This window comes from Pseudomonas sp. IPO3774 (assembly GCF_013386835.1).
Lineage (GTDB): Bacteria > Pseudomonadota > Gammaproteobacteria > Pseudomonadales > Pseudomonadaceae > Aquipseudomonas.
Genome location: NZ_JACAQY010000008.1, coordinates 171,394 through 184,056, shown reverse-complemented (window position 1 = coordinate 184,056; position 12,663 = coordinate 171,394). Strand labels below are relative to the sequence as shown.

The window sequence follows — 12,663 nt, the reverse complement described above, 5'->3', positions numbered from 1 at the left end:
GAAAACAGCTCGGAAATGAAGAGGTAAGGCCGACCGAAGCGTCGGTCACTCGCCACATTAGAGGATGTAGCTATGAACGGCTTTCAACTGACGTTTTTCACCGAACAGAGTACCAAGTACCAGCACCTTCCACTGGGGGAGTGGCTGGTCGACTTCGCCAAGCGACAAGGTGCTCTGGGAGCAACGCTCGTGAGCGGTACGGAGGGGCTAGATCATTTGGGACATTTGCATACCGCACATTTCCTCAACGGTGCAGATCATCCCGTCACGGTGACTATATCCACTGATGAAATTGGGTGCGACAGGTTGCTGGAGGCATTGGCCAAGGAGTCGTTTTCACTGAGCTATATCAAATTGCCCATCGAATACGGTCGAGTGGGTCAGGCGAAAAACTAAAAAACGCACCTTGTTGGACAGCCAATAAAAAGGATAAACGCCATGTACCGAGTTTATAACCTACGTCCACAGCCAGCCCCTGCTAACTGGGCTCGTGACAACAAGCCGCTTCTCGTAGGACTGGTTTTCTGGTCACTTTTTCTGGCCGGCATCGCAGGCAGTCAAAAGGTCTCGAGCGAGGGGTGGTACATCGTCACCTCGCTCGAAGGCGCATTGGTCACGATGCGTATGCCCAGTGAGAAGTCCTGCAAGGCCGACGTAGCCCAGACCTGCGTACCGGGCTACGAGCTGAGAGCACAGCAACATTGATCGCGATGGCGGTTGGCAATCCAAAGATGAGATCGCGAAATGGAGCTCACCGACGTCGGCTCATCAAAATCATTTTAGAGAATTGGGAGACCACATGAGCGCAGTGACGCTGAGCATCGTATTCGGGCTTGTGATGGGCAGGTTTTTCACAGGATCCGTCTATGAGTTCGCCGCGCTTTTCATCGTAAGCGTTGGAGTGTCCTTGCTGACCTTTCATCTGCTAAATCAAAGGCGCGCCAGGCTACAAGCCCAGACGGCGTATTGCTGCTCTGTAATGGTTGCTTCAAACCAAATGATGGAGATTTTCCAGATGGCAAAAAGAGGGCAGTTCATGCCCTTGGTGGGAGAGATTCCTGAACTAATTATTGGAGGCTTCTTGGTTCCCGCAATTGCGGTGTCGGCAGTGCAGCTGTTCAGGATACTCATGGAGAGCTGACGTCCGACATAGAGGCCTCTCAACGGTTTCACATGGTTAATGACGTTCCCGAATCGTTACTTGGAGAATATCTATGAAAACGCAAATCCAGGCCATTCATGCACGTGAAATTCTCGATTCACGCGGCAACCCTACCGTTGAAGTTGACGTCACCTTGGAGTGCGGCGCCATGGGCCGGGCTTCAGTACCGTCCGGTGCCTCTACAGGCGCTCACGAAGCAGTTGAGTTGCGTGACCAAGATATACAGCGGTATTCCGGCAAAGGAGTTTTGAAGGCCGTTAGCAATGTAAATACCGAAATACTTGAGTCTTTGAGAGGCCTGGATGCGGCTGACCAGGAACAGATTGATCATCTGATGATTAAGCTGGATGGAACCTCTGATAAATCCAGGCTTGGAGGAAACGCGATCTTGGGCGTGAGCCTCGCCGTTGCCAGAGCGGCGGCTTCTGCGCTGAACTTGCCCTTGTTCCAATATCTGGGCGGCGAGCAAGCAGCAAGAATGCCCGTCCCAATGTTCAATATTCTCAATGGCGGTGTTCACGCCAACTGGCAAGGCCCTGACTTTCAGGAATTCATGATTGCACCTACAGGGGCTGGCAGTTTCAAGGAAGCCTTTCGTTGGGGCGCTGAGGTGTACCACGAGCTGAAAGTGGTGCTTAAGGACGCCGGCTACTCAACTGCGGTCGGAGATGAAGGCGGCTTTGCTCCGACGCTCAAGAAAAACTCAGATGCCATTGAGCTGATCATCAAGGCAATTGAAAGGGCAGGTTACGCCCCTGGATCTCAGATCGAGATCGCTATCGATCCAGCATCCAGCGGTTTCTATGAAAACGGTCTTTACCATCTGCGTTCGGAAGGTCGTAAGGTCGATGCCCAAGAGCTGATTAGCCTCTATTCCTCCTGGGTCGACAAGTATCCGATTGCGGTACTGGAAGATGGCCTCGCGGAAGACGATTGGTCGGGCTGGAAGCTATTGAATACTGCGCTGGGTGACAGGATCGAGTTGGTTGGAGATGACCTATTTGTCACCAATGTCGAACGGATTCAGCGAGGCATCACAGAAAACGTCGCCAATGCCGTACTGATCAAACCCAATCAAATCGGAACCCTGACTGAGACCAAAGCCGCCATCGAAATGGCCTATGGGGCAAATTGGGGGGCGATGGTTTCTCATCGTAGCGGGGAGACGGTGGACAGCTTCATCGCTGATCTGACTGTCGCGATGGGGACTGGCCATCTCAAGACAGGAGCTCCATGCCGGGGGGAGCGGGTCGAAAAATACAATCAGTTTCTGCGGATAGAAGAGCACCTGGGAAGCCGTGCCATTTATGCAGGACATGATGCATTTGTGCGGTGATATCCACCGATTTGAGGCCAAGCAGGCTGAAGCGAGAGAGACGTAATGACCCCGTCCGAGAAGCTAGTCGACTGGAACAAGCGATGGAGAATCCAGAGCGGCATTGTCATTTGTCGAAAGTGCGCGGCGCAGCAGCCCGAGACATTGAGTAATCAACCATTCGCCCATGGCTTTGGCTGTGCTGAAGTCAGCTCGCAATTTTCGCAACCTTGGGCTGACTTGGATGCGATCAGAAGGTTATTTGTCGTATAGCCAGTAAATCTGTTGGTTGGTCAGCGTAAAAAATCGAATCACGTGTATCCGTTGGCAAAAAAGTCAGCGGCCTTTGCCTTTCATAGACGCTTGGAGATATGAGCATGAGCTACACGGACATTCCAGCTGGTAACGCGATTCCCGATGACTTCTTCACCGTTATCGAGATTCCTGCAAACCACTCGCCGATCAAGTACGAGGTGGACAAGCCAAGCGGACAGATCTTCGTTGACCGCTTCCTCAGCACGCCGATGTTCTACCCGGCCAACTACGGATTCATTCCAAATACGCTCAGCGATGACGGCGATCCTCTCGACGTCCTAGTGATTTGTCCTTACCCAGTATCACCTGGCGTTGTCATTCGTAGTCGCCCGGTTGGTGTGATGTACATGACGGACGAAGCTGGAGCGGATGCCAAGGTGATCGCAGTGCCTCATGAAAAACTCAGCTCGATGTACAGCGATGTAAAGGAGTGCTCAGACCTCCCTGCGTTACTCCTCGCGCAGATCCAGCACTTCTTCGAAAACTACAAGGCGTTGGAGCCGGGTAAGTGGGTGAAGATGGGCCGCTGGGGAAGCGCAGATGAAGCGCGGGAAGAGATTCGCAAGTCGGTCGCGGCGTACATTCCGAAATAAGTCATCCGCCAAATTGACTGCGTCAGCCAGGAGTAGGTACTGAGGGGCAAGTGATTTGCGATTGGCCTCTCAGTCGCTTGCACATCAAATGTTCAGGGAAATACACGCATGGAAAAATGGGTGGCTTATGCCTTCATCTCAATGTTTTTTGCCGGGTTTACTTCTGTGATCGCCAAGATGGGACTCGCAGGCATTTCAGCTGAGCTTGGTCTAACCGTTCGCACCCTGTTCGTGTGTGCCTTTGTACTCGTATTCGCGGCCTGGGCTGTTCCGACACAGGAAGTGGCCAACATCACAAGCCGAAATCTGTATTGGCTGGGACTGTCTGGCGTTACCACTGCCTTGTCGTGGATCTTCTACTACAAGGCACTGAAGGTAGGGGATGTCGCCACGGTGGCGCTGATCGATAAAGGTAGCGTGGTCGTTGCTATGTTGCTTGCCGGTCTGGTGCTTCGGGAGGTCATCACGTTGCGCATGATCGCCGGTGCGGGCTTGATCGTGGCAGGGCTGCTGGTCATAGCCAAGAAGCCCTGACACGGATACAAGCCAATGCTCAGCCCGCTGAACAATATTGCTGATGGCTTTTGGCCTCGATGCCAGCTAGATTCGGATCTTTCTACGATCAAGGATAGATATGAAAAAGCTCATAGCGATTATGGGAATATGTGTCGCACTCAGCGGTTGCGCTACCTCCCACTTCACCGCAGGACGAGACTTTCCGTCGGCCAGTGTAGCGAGCATCACCAAAGGCAAAACGACGACTACCGAGTTGAAGTCCCTGTTTGGTGAGCCCTACGCCAAGAGTGCTGTCAGCGAGACTGACGAAAAGTGGATCTACACCTACACCAATGGCTCAGCCCATGCCCAAAGCTACGTGGTCACCATGAAGGTGACGACTACGGGCACTCAGAAAACTCTCGACGTCTTGATCCGAAATGATGTGGTCATCAACTACACGTTCAGCGAAGGCCCCGCTCCAGGCAGTACCACTGCGACGAACTGAGTTCGCCACCTTGCCATTGGGAGACCCACCGCGCTCAGTACGTTGTTGATGGAGCAAGCTCATGGACAGAACATATGCCTTCGTGGATGAGTCCGGGAATTCCGACCTTGATACCTCAAAGGGAGGAAGCTCGGGCTTCTTCATCGTGTGCTCCATTTTGGTGGCAGAGAAAGACCTGGAAGCTGCTTATGCCCAAGCTGAAGCACTCCGCATGCGTCATTTTCAAACAGGCGAGATCAAATCCAGCAATCTGAAGCCGAAGGATTCAGATCGCCGTGCCCGAATCCTCAACGAGCTAGCTGAGCTGCCATTCAAGCTCTATTTCACCGTCGTTGATAAGTCCCGAATTCACAAAGACGGCGGCCTCCGTATCAAGACCTCGTTCATAAAATATGTGAACGGGTTGCTCTATGAACGTTTGTTCCGCGCATACCCTGACCTCCAGATGATCGTAGACGAGCATGGTGGCCAGGAATTTCAGGAGAGCCTAAAAAGCTACGTTGCAGAAAGATTCGTGGACGACCTATTTGGCGATAAGGATGCCTTCCAGACGATGGCCAGTAAGGACAACGTTTTGGTTCAGGTTGCAGATTTTTTTGCAGGCTCAGTCGCTCAGATCTACGAAGAGAAAGCATCGGAAGAAGCAGTTCTTGCCTACAAAAAGATCCTACGCAGCCTGACTCTTGGAATGCTTGAGTGGCCATCCAAGTACCAGTCTCTTCTGCCACCGCCGACGGATGAATCTGGGTATGCAGACTACCAGGTACACCAGGAAGCTCTCCGCCAGGCCGACCGTTTTAGCGAGCGAGTTGGTGAGCATCCTAATGAGGATGAGCGCCTGCAGCTGAGCATCTTGCGGTTCTTGAGATTCCAAAGCGAATTCGTCACCAAAGACTACGTGCCAACCGCAGAAATAGTCGGCCACCTAAAAGATAGCGGCTTCGGAGATATCAACGACCAGAGGATCCGCTCCAGCGGCATCGCCAAGCTTCGCGATTCGGACGTGATCATCACAAGCGCGGCCAAAGGCTACAAAATTCCTCAGACACGGGCTGACATCAACGAGTTTCTGGAAAGGGCGTCAGGCATAGTCGTCCCTCTGCTGGAACGTGTCAAAAAGGCTCGAGAGGTGTATCGGCTGAGTAGTCGAGGAGAATATGACATCGTGACTGCAGCCAACCTGACTGAGCTTGCCAAGCTGCTCACTGCGCTCGAGGCGTTTGCAGATGACTGAACTCAGTCATGGCAACGAACCTCAGCAGGCTGCATTGATCCAGGATGAAATCCTAGAGATCTTGAAAGAGGCCAAGGTGCTCGCGCGTAGATTCTATCGCCTGACCGGCAAGCCACTGGGCGTGACAGGCGAGATCGCAGAGTATGAAGCTGCTACTAGACTCGGCCTGTTACTACATCCTGCAAGGCAGGCAGGTTACGACGCTACAGAGACGCTGGAAGTTGGCGTCGCGAGAATCCAGATCAAGGGGCGCTGTATCCTGAACCCGCAAAAGATTACGGGCCGTATGGGTGCAATTGATCTACGACAACCCTTCGATACTGTGCTCTTGGTGCTGCTTGATTCTGAGTTCAACGCATTTGCAATGTACGAAGCGAGTCGTGCCAAGGTAGAGGCAGCACTGACCCTGCCTGGCTCGAAAGCCAGAAATGAACGGGGAGCGCTGGCGATTAGGCAATTCATGTCGATAGCTGCATTGCGCTGGGCTCGTCATGAGCCTAGCGACTAAGAGTATTAACCGCCGTCTGGACGCCGAGCGCTGTGGATATGCCCCGTGTGACGAGCCAGGCTAATGTCCCTAATACGGCACATTAACCATAATTTTTGGGCTTAATGACCCTATGTGGGCACATTAAGCTGAGCGACGGAATGCAGCCTACGATGAGAGGAAGGCTTCACATCCCTCACCAGCTGCGACCTGCACCATGACTGCTCAGGTGGCATCTCACCTAACCAAACAACACCAGACCGAAGCCTGATTTCAAGGTGCGCGGTTAGATAGCTCGCATCCAATCCAATGTGCTTCGGGAAACGGGATGCTCTTGATCAATCATCTCCGGTTGCCAGCTACGGATAACTTTGGGAGCCCAGGAGGGCCGGTTACTGACTGCTTTTTTTTGCTAGCATCTGGTTCTCAAGTTTGGAGGGATCTGATGCAAATGCAAGGTGATTGGGAAGTGTTGCTCAACGGCGACCCGCAGGAGATCAGGCAGCTTTGCACATGGGGGCGCAGCATCAATTACTTCAGGCTCTGGGGGGGAGTAGATGACTGGAACGATTGCCCTAACGACGACTTCCGATTTAATTCAAATCTGTTCGAGGGTCAAACTCAGGAAGGAGTCTGGCAGATCACCTATGAGCTTTTGAGTCTTTTCAATGGTGCATCGACGCTGTTGGAGCGCGAACCATACAAGCTGAGTATCTACAAGATCCTGCTTGAGGGGGGCGAGCTCACTAGGCAAGAAAAAAGGAACATTCCGGGGATGCTTACCAAGCCTGCTGTCTCCAGCCAAGCTTGGGCCGATGATCTCAGGAAGGCTCTTGGCACATCACAGAAAATCAGCCTTATGATGCTGGCCGCTGAGCATGAGGATATTTACCTCTTCCTCAAATTTCTCGACCAAGACAGCAGTTGGATCACCTACTACAAGATACTGGACACTCTTGAGACATGGGAAAGGCGGAAGGGTCTAAAGGCTTTTAGAAGCAAGCGAAAAGAGAAGAAATTCACCTGTTCAGCCAACAATTTCAGTTTGAACGGGTTCGATGCTAGGCACGGCTTTCAAGAAATGATGCAACAGCCCGCGCAGGTATCAATGACGATTGATGAAGGCCATCAGTTCATCACGGGTCTTGTCAAAGACTACCTTCAGCAAGCTCATCCCCAGTTCGTAAAGTTTAGATGACTCAGAAAGCCGGCCTACCGGGCCGGTTTCTTGTTACGACGGGAAGCGTCGATGGTGTCTCCCGTGGACAGGATCGAAGCGCTCACACAGCCCTTCAGCGCATAGGTAGAATCTGCTACGTGGAACGCTCACGAAAGGTCGATCACTATCTGCTGGCTGTCGGCCAGAAGATAGGTAAATCCGGTAAAGAGGGGCCATTTCTTGTGAGCAGAGATGTGAGTGGGGTTGTTTTGAATGGCCAGCTTTCAGCTGGCCACTTCCTCATTGATTTCAGAACTCGTGCTCAACATCATCGAAGAAGTTTGGGTCTAGCTCGTACTCCAGAGAGCCGAATCGCGCAAGCAGGTCTGCTCTCAGCTCGCCTTCAGCTTCCGGTTCGAGATTGATCCAGTAGCTATATACGAGCCCGTCATCCGATTCGTTAGTCGTGATCTCTGCTCCGGACAAAAGCTCGGCGTCATCGACAGATATCCCCAGCTCAATAGCAAGCGCTTGAGCCATGGACATCCGGTTACTACTCCGGGCTTCTTCCACGGTTGCCCAATACTCCTGCTCAGATCTACGGTCGCGGTCAGCATCAGATTCACCGCTGGAGATGACCACGCCTTTCTCAGCAAGCAGCCATATACCATCACGGCGTAGCAATTCGACCGTGGCTTTGAGATAGAACGCTGCACCGTGATACATCCTCTCCTGATCTTGCTGCCCCTGGTAGGTCAGGGAAACCTCTAAAGAAAGCTTCCCGGTTGCGTCGCTGTAGTCAGCAGTTTCAACTTCAAGAGCATCAATAGTGAATCCACTCGCATTGGTATCCGCAATCGCGCCGGAGAGCTGATCCTCCAATTCTAGATCCAGGTTGGCGTAGACATCATCCTCATGGATCGCTTGGGAAAAGTCTTTGATCCCAAAAACGGCCAACATCAGACGCGGATCCTTGAGGTTCCGTTGGGCGACGACAGAAAACTCATGGTAATCAGCGAAGCCCGCTTTTTGCACAAGGGTTTCTTGAGCGACAGAAAGCTTCAGGCCCTGATCACGAGCAAGCTGTTTAGCTTGGGATTTAAAGATGTTTAGCGGGGAAAAATCAGACATGGCAATGGTTCCTAAATCTACGACGCTTAGATGTCCGATTGCCTGTTCACCGGGCAGCGTCTGGTTAGGGACATGCCGATGTAAAACTGAAGGGTGTCACAGATGGGCTATTGCTTCGCGAAACAGGCGCCAGGCGACCATCACCGCCTGGCGTGATGATAGGTCAGAGGAAATAGCCCCGCAATACCCCGCTGAATGTTTTCAGTGGAGTTTTTTAGCGTCATCCACTGGACGTGGAAAGAGTTTGGGAAAAGCACCTGACGGATAAAACCAAACCAGATCTAACGAAGAAATGACGCCACTGGATTGTCACTTTTAAACGCTGAGGGTGGCTGTTCCATAGGGAACAGGGACATGCGAAAGGAGTGTATTTCAAAATATTTCAAGGGCGAAACGTCGTACCCCGCGATTTAGAAGGGCTGGCCATACATACAGGGGCAAAATGGATCCAACCACTGATTTGCACACAAGTTATCCACAGGGTTGTTGCCTTGCAATGTCATTTTGACCCCATTATCTTGTAGGTCATCTTTACAACAGCACTACATGTTGTGTTTTTGGCGAGAGGCTGAGGTTTCAGTGAACACAGCGGGTATGCGTGCAAAGTTTGGACGCCGAGCACACATACCCGCCAATCCCTGAGCCAATGCGGACATTGGTGGGACGCGCATTAGAGAAAAACCGACTTTGGATGTCAACCATTCAGCTCGGCTTTCCGCTCAAGGGTTGCTCCTGCCTACTCGATTTTTTCTAGATACAGGAGCACCTAATCGTGCCGAAAAATCCTAAACAAACTTCGTCTCACGTGGCCAGCTTGGCCTCCAAAATCCTGCGTAGTGATAGCTCCTCGGCCATCCAGAAGGAATTGGCAGGGTCGGCCATGGCTCAAGCTTCGACCGGCAAGCAAACCGGTGCCGATATGGAGACTAAAGCCAGTCATGTCCTCGACAGCAACAAGTACAACGCCACCACCAAGACCCTAGCGGCCTCGGTACTCGCCCAATCGAACAAAGTGCGGGGTGAGTAAAAATGGCTCAGTATTTCGTGAACCGTAATGCACAGACCAATGGTGACCACGAGGTGCATACCAGTACGTGCATCTATTTGCCGGCACTCCATAACCGTCTTGATCTTGGCTATCACACCACCTGTATGACCGCTGTTCGCCAGGCTCGCAACACCTACCAGCAGTCGAACGGTTGCCGGACGTGTTCCTCGGTATGCCATACCCAGTAATTTTGAAGTTTCATCGGAAGCTCTGGGCGGCTTTGCTGCCGCCCATCTTCTGCAGGTTAATGGGCTTCCGGGACATTAAGTCTATTCAAAGTTGCGTCTGATGAAGGTTGCGCCTAATGATTCACGATCATGAATACAGCCTATTGGGCGGAGTAAATCGAGCTCTGATTGGCCGGTACTTGACACTACTGGCAAGCGCGATTTCCGGCATTGCGGTTTTTTTGCTGCTGTCAGCTGAAGATTTGGCTAAAAAGTATGACCTGCCTGTAAATCTTCCACCGACAGCCCTGTCACTAATTGGCGCAGGTATAGTTTTTGCCCTGCTGTACGCTCTATTCAATAAGACAGTTTGGAAATGGCGCTGGGCAGTTAAATATCTAAAAGTTCCTGATCTGTCGGGAGAGTGGCAGTGCACTGGAACAACACTGGACACCGAAGGAAATCCGATTCGCTCTTGGCAAGCCGATGTATATATTTGTCAAACTTGGGACAAGATTAGAGTGCGATTGAAGACACATCAATCAGGCTCCAACAGTATCACTGCGGCGTTGGTTCACGATGAAGCTGACGGGTATCGCCTTCTTTATAACTACCGGAATGATCCTAATCCCGGCGAACCTGAGCTTCGGGGACATGTTGGCAGCGCAAACCTTTTGTTTACTAAATCACTAGATTGCGCACAGGGTGACTATTTTAACGGTTACGGTCGGCCCACCTATGGGCGAATGGAGCTGAGGAGAAAAAATGAACACACCAATTAACGAACGAATCAATCGTCTGCGCTCCAGACGCTCGGGCCTTGATAGATCCTCTGTAATCGCGATGGATGCGAAGGACTTCATCGTGAACCGAAGCCTTACAAAAGAGGCGTGGGAACATAGGGTTAAAGACAAGCCGAATACAACATTTGCTTTAGGCGCTATGCAGGAGGTAGATCCTACCTACACCCGCATCAGCATCGAAACCGCAGAACGGGTTAGCAACCAGTTGTCTAAGAGGACAAGCGGCAATCTTGAATTCGAGCTACAGGGATCAGTACCACTGAATGTCCATATTCGAGGGGTCAGTGATGTTGATCTTTTAGCAATAGAAGCTGACTTTCATACCTATGATGCGCGTGGGTACATGAGTACATCGGGTCAGTACCGCTCACCGACCTCACGCACCTCAGTTGGGGTATTAACCGCTCGCAGGGGCGAAATTGGTAGAGCTCTTCGTGATGCGTTTCCCGCTGCGACGATTGACACTTCTGGCTCTAAGGCCATCAAATTGCAAGGAGGGTCATTAGCACGTCCAGTAGACGTCGTGCCTTCCCACTGGCATGACACTATCACTTACCAAGCCTCTGGCCAGAAACATGACCGCGCTGTCACTATCCTAGATTCGCATAAAAGTACCACGATTGAAAACTGGCCTTTCCTGCACATCAAAAAGGTACGAGAACGATGTGAAACTACGGGTGGTGGACTCCGCAAATCAATAAGGTTATGTAAAAACATAAAGGCAGAGCTCGAGGCAGAGGGAAAACCTGTAACGATCTCAAGCTTTGATATTGCCTCAATAATGTACCATGCCAACATGCATAGCCTCTCCGCTGGTGCCTACTACGAATTAGCGATATTGGCCGAGACCCAAAGATATCTGGATTATTTGTGGAACAACAAGGAAGAAGCGAGGAGATTAGTAGTACCTGATGGCTCCCGTTTTATCTTTAATACCGAGGACAAGTTCAATGGCTTGCTGCATCTATCCGTAGCAATGGATAGTCTCCTCCGAGAGGTAGCCAAAGAGCAAAACTACCTTCTAAGCTTATCCGATAAACCTTTGCTGGATGCCAGCAGGATAGCTGTGACCAACGCGATCATTTTTTAAAGGTTGCGTGCAGCGCTTAGAGACCCGTACAGAGATCAATTGAGCAGGGGGCAGACTGCCATGTCCATGACTTATCCGCTGGCAACCAGTCATTGATTAAGGTAGGGATTTTTGTATGACCACTTGGGTTCCAGTGCATGGTTGGCGACATCGGCGATGAAGCGCTAGGTTCCATTCGACCGCGCCTGATGAATTTCAGGCGGTGCTTCCCATGACAATACTAGGATATTCCCAGTCCGCTCCGAAGGGCGCCTGCTGGACAAGATCGAATACGTCGCGTTGTAGGTGCAATAGATATCTGAAATCCGGGATGCGGTGATAGCTTTCAAATTCCACACCCAGGTGGTATTTGAAATACGGTTTTACAGAGTTTTTCATCTTGCTAAAAACGCCGATTTGCCTAGGGATTACAGACCAAAAAACCGGACGGACAGTATCCAAGCCGGAAATCTACGTACCACATAACGGTTCGAGTCCTACTGGGCCCACCATCTTGAAAGCCGCGCATTGCGCGGCTTTTTCGTTTCTGGCGCGCGTGAGTCGTGCAGCAATGAAACATTAGTTAGTTGTCCCGAACGGCTACGGCACTGACCATGATTCCCAGTCAACGCCAATTCAGCACGAGGGAAACTTGTTCCATGCATCAGCAAAAACGCTCGCCGCGCAACGGAATCCACAGCCTGGGCATGCGTGCCGCAGCCACCGTCGCAATCACCCTCGCCACCTTGAGCGGCGCACAAGCCGCCCCCGCCGCCACTGACTCCATCAAGGCATTCAAGCTCTGCACCGGCGCCGACAACAATTCGCACGTACTGGAAGGCACCATCGACCAGAGCATGCGCAATGACGTGACCGCCATTCACTTCAAGCAAACGGCGGCGCATTCCTCGTATAGCTGGCATAACGACCCGGAGCCACAGTACGTCATGACGCTGTCCGGCACCCTGGCGTTCGTGACACGCGGCGGTGAGAAGTTCACGTTGCATCCGGGTGAAGTACTGATCGCCGAAGACAACACCGGCACCGGGCACCGCTGGAATCTGGTGGACGATCAACCGTGGCGGCGAGGGTACGTGGTGCTGAAGCCGGGCGCGCCGGATTCATTTATCCCGAACGATGCTGCCGCTGCGAAGGTGTGCAAGGGGTCGTAGTCTCG

15 protein-coding genes are annotated in these 12,663 nt (G+C 51.9%); 14 read left to right on the top strand and 1 reads right to left on the bottom strand.

Annotated elements, in window-relative coordinates; genetic code table 11:
• Nucleotides 1-72 precede the first annotated feature (72 nt).
• The 10 genes from HYE77_RS04455 (at nucleotide 73) to HYE77_RS04410 (ending at nucleotide 7,307) form a co-directional block, all read left to right on the top strand.
• Nucleotides 73-396 carry a DUF190 domain-containing protein gene (locus tag HYE77_RS04455; RefSeq protein ID WP_177068463.1) on the top strand — a complete coding sequence of 108 codons (324 nt, stop codon included), beginning with the start codon at nucleotides 73-75 and terminating at the stop codon, nucleotides 394-396.
• Between the two features lie 42 nt (nucleotides 397-438).
• The gene (locus tag HYE77_RS04450) at nucleotides 439-705 is read left to right on the top strand and encodes a hypothetical protein (RefSeq protein ID WP_177068462.1); all 267 of its coding nucleotides are present in this window, start codon (nucleotides 439-441) and stop codon (nucleotides 703-705) included.
• 94 nt (nucleotides 706-799) lie between these two features.
• Entirely contained in the window at nucleotides 800-1,141 is a 342-nt protein-coding gene (locus tag HYE77_RS04445) for a hypothetical protein (RefSeq protein WP_177068461.1), read from the top strand.
• A 73-nt stretch (nucleotides 1,142-1,214) separates the two neighbouring features.
• On the top strand, nucleotides 1,215-2,498 hold the full coding sequence (gene eno / locus HYE77_RS04440) for a phosphopyruvate hydratase (protein WP_086793478.1): 1,284 nt from the start codon (nucleotides 1,215-1,217) through the stop codon (nucleotides 2,496-2,498).
• A 356-nt stretch (nucleotides 2,499-2,854) separates the two neighbouring features.
• On the top strand, nucleotides 2,855-3,385 hold the full coding sequence (ppa, locus tag HYE77_RS04435; protein WP_065983817.1) for an inorganic diphosphatase: 531 nt from the start codon (nucleotides 2,855-2,857) through the stop codon (nucleotides 3,383-3,385).
• 108 nt (nucleotides 3,386-3,493) lie between these two features.
• Nucleotides 3,494-3,919, top strand: coding sequence for an EamA family transporter (locus HYE77_RS04430; RefSeq protein WP_095142851.1), 426 nt, complete (start codon nucleotides 3,494-3,496; stop codon nucleotides 3,917-3,919).
• Nucleotides 3,920-4,019: 100 nt separating this feature from the next.
• Nucleotides 4,020-4,388 carry a hypothetical protein gene (locus HYE77_RS04425; RefSeq protein ID WP_177068460.1) on the top strand — a complete coding sequence of 123 codons (369 nt, stop codon included), beginning with the start codon at nucleotides 4,020-4,022 and terminating at the stop codon, nucleotides 4,386-4,388.
• 61 nt (nucleotides 4,389-4,449) lie between these two features.
• Nucleotides 4,450-5,622 (top strand): DUF3800 domain-containing protein, encoded by a 1,173-nt coding sequence (locus HYE77_RS04420; RefSeq protein ID WP_177068459.1) that lies wholly within the window; start codon nucleotides 4,450-4,452, stop codon nucleotides 5,620-5,622.
• Nucleotides 5,615-6,130: a hypothetical protein gene (locus HYE77_RS04415; RefSeq protein ID WP_177068458.1), complete on the top strand. Its 516-nt coding sequence runs from the start codon at nucleotides 5,615-5,617 to the stop codon at nucleotides 6,128-6,130. The genes HYE77_RS04420 and HYE77_RS04415 overlap by 8 nt, the downstream gene beginning before the upstream one ends.
• 424 nt (nucleotides 6,131-6,554) lie before the next feature.
• Nucleotides 6,555-7,307 (top strand): hypothetical protein, encoded by a 753-nt coding sequence (locus HYE77_RS04410; protein WP_177068457.1) that lies wholly within the window; start codon nucleotides 6,555-6,557, stop codon nucleotides 7,305-7,307.
• 270 nt (nucleotides 7,308-7,577) lie between these two features.
• On the opposite strand, the gene HYE77_RS04405 is transcribed toward HYE77_RS04410, so the two are convergent.
• The gene (locus HYE77_RS04405) at nucleotides 7,578-8,399 is read right to left on the bottom strand and encodes a hypothetical protein (RefSeq protein WP_070414817.1); all 822 of its coding nucleotides are present in this window, start codon (nucleotides 8,397-8,399) and stop codon (nucleotides 7,578-7,580) included.
• Nucleotides 8,400-9,171: 772 nt separating this feature from the next.
• Between HYE77_RS04405 and HYE77_RS32900 the strand changes: the two genes are divergently transcribed.
• The 4 genes from HYE77_RS32900 to HYE77_RS04385 all read left to right on the top strand — a co-directional run bounded on the left by HYE77_RS32900 (nucleotide 9,172) and on the right by HYE77_RS04385 (nucleotide 12,658).
• Complete coding sequence (locus HYE77_RS32900) at nucleotides 9,172-9,426, top strand: hypothetical protein (RefSeq protein ID WP_003395062.1); 255 nt, start codon at nucleotides 9,172-9,174, stop codon at nucleotides 9,424-9,426.
• Nucleotides 9,427-9,751: 325 nt separating this feature from the next.
• On the top strand, nucleotides 9,752-10,396 hold the full coding sequence (locus HYE77_RS04395) for a hypothetical protein (RefSeq protein WP_080394783.1): 645 nt from the start codon (nucleotides 9,752-9,754) through the stop codon (nucleotides 10,394-10,396).
• Nucleotides 10,380-11,507, top strand: a complete 1,128-nt coding sequence (locus tag HYE77_RS04390) for a hypothetical protein (RefSeq protein WP_058428026.1) — start codon at nucleotides 10,380-10,382, stop codon at nucleotides 11,505-11,507. The genes HYE77_RS04395 and HYE77_RS04390 overlap by 17 nt, the downstream gene beginning before the upstream one ends.
• A gap of 638 nt (nucleotides 11,508-12,145) precedes the next feature.
• On the top strand, nucleotides 12,146-12,658 hold the full coding sequence (locus HYE77_RS04385) for a hypothetical protein (protein ID WP_177068456.1): 513 nt from the start codon (nucleotides 12,146-12,148) through the stop codon (nucleotides 12,656-12,658).
• Nucleotides 12,659-12,663: the final 5 nt, after the last annotated feature.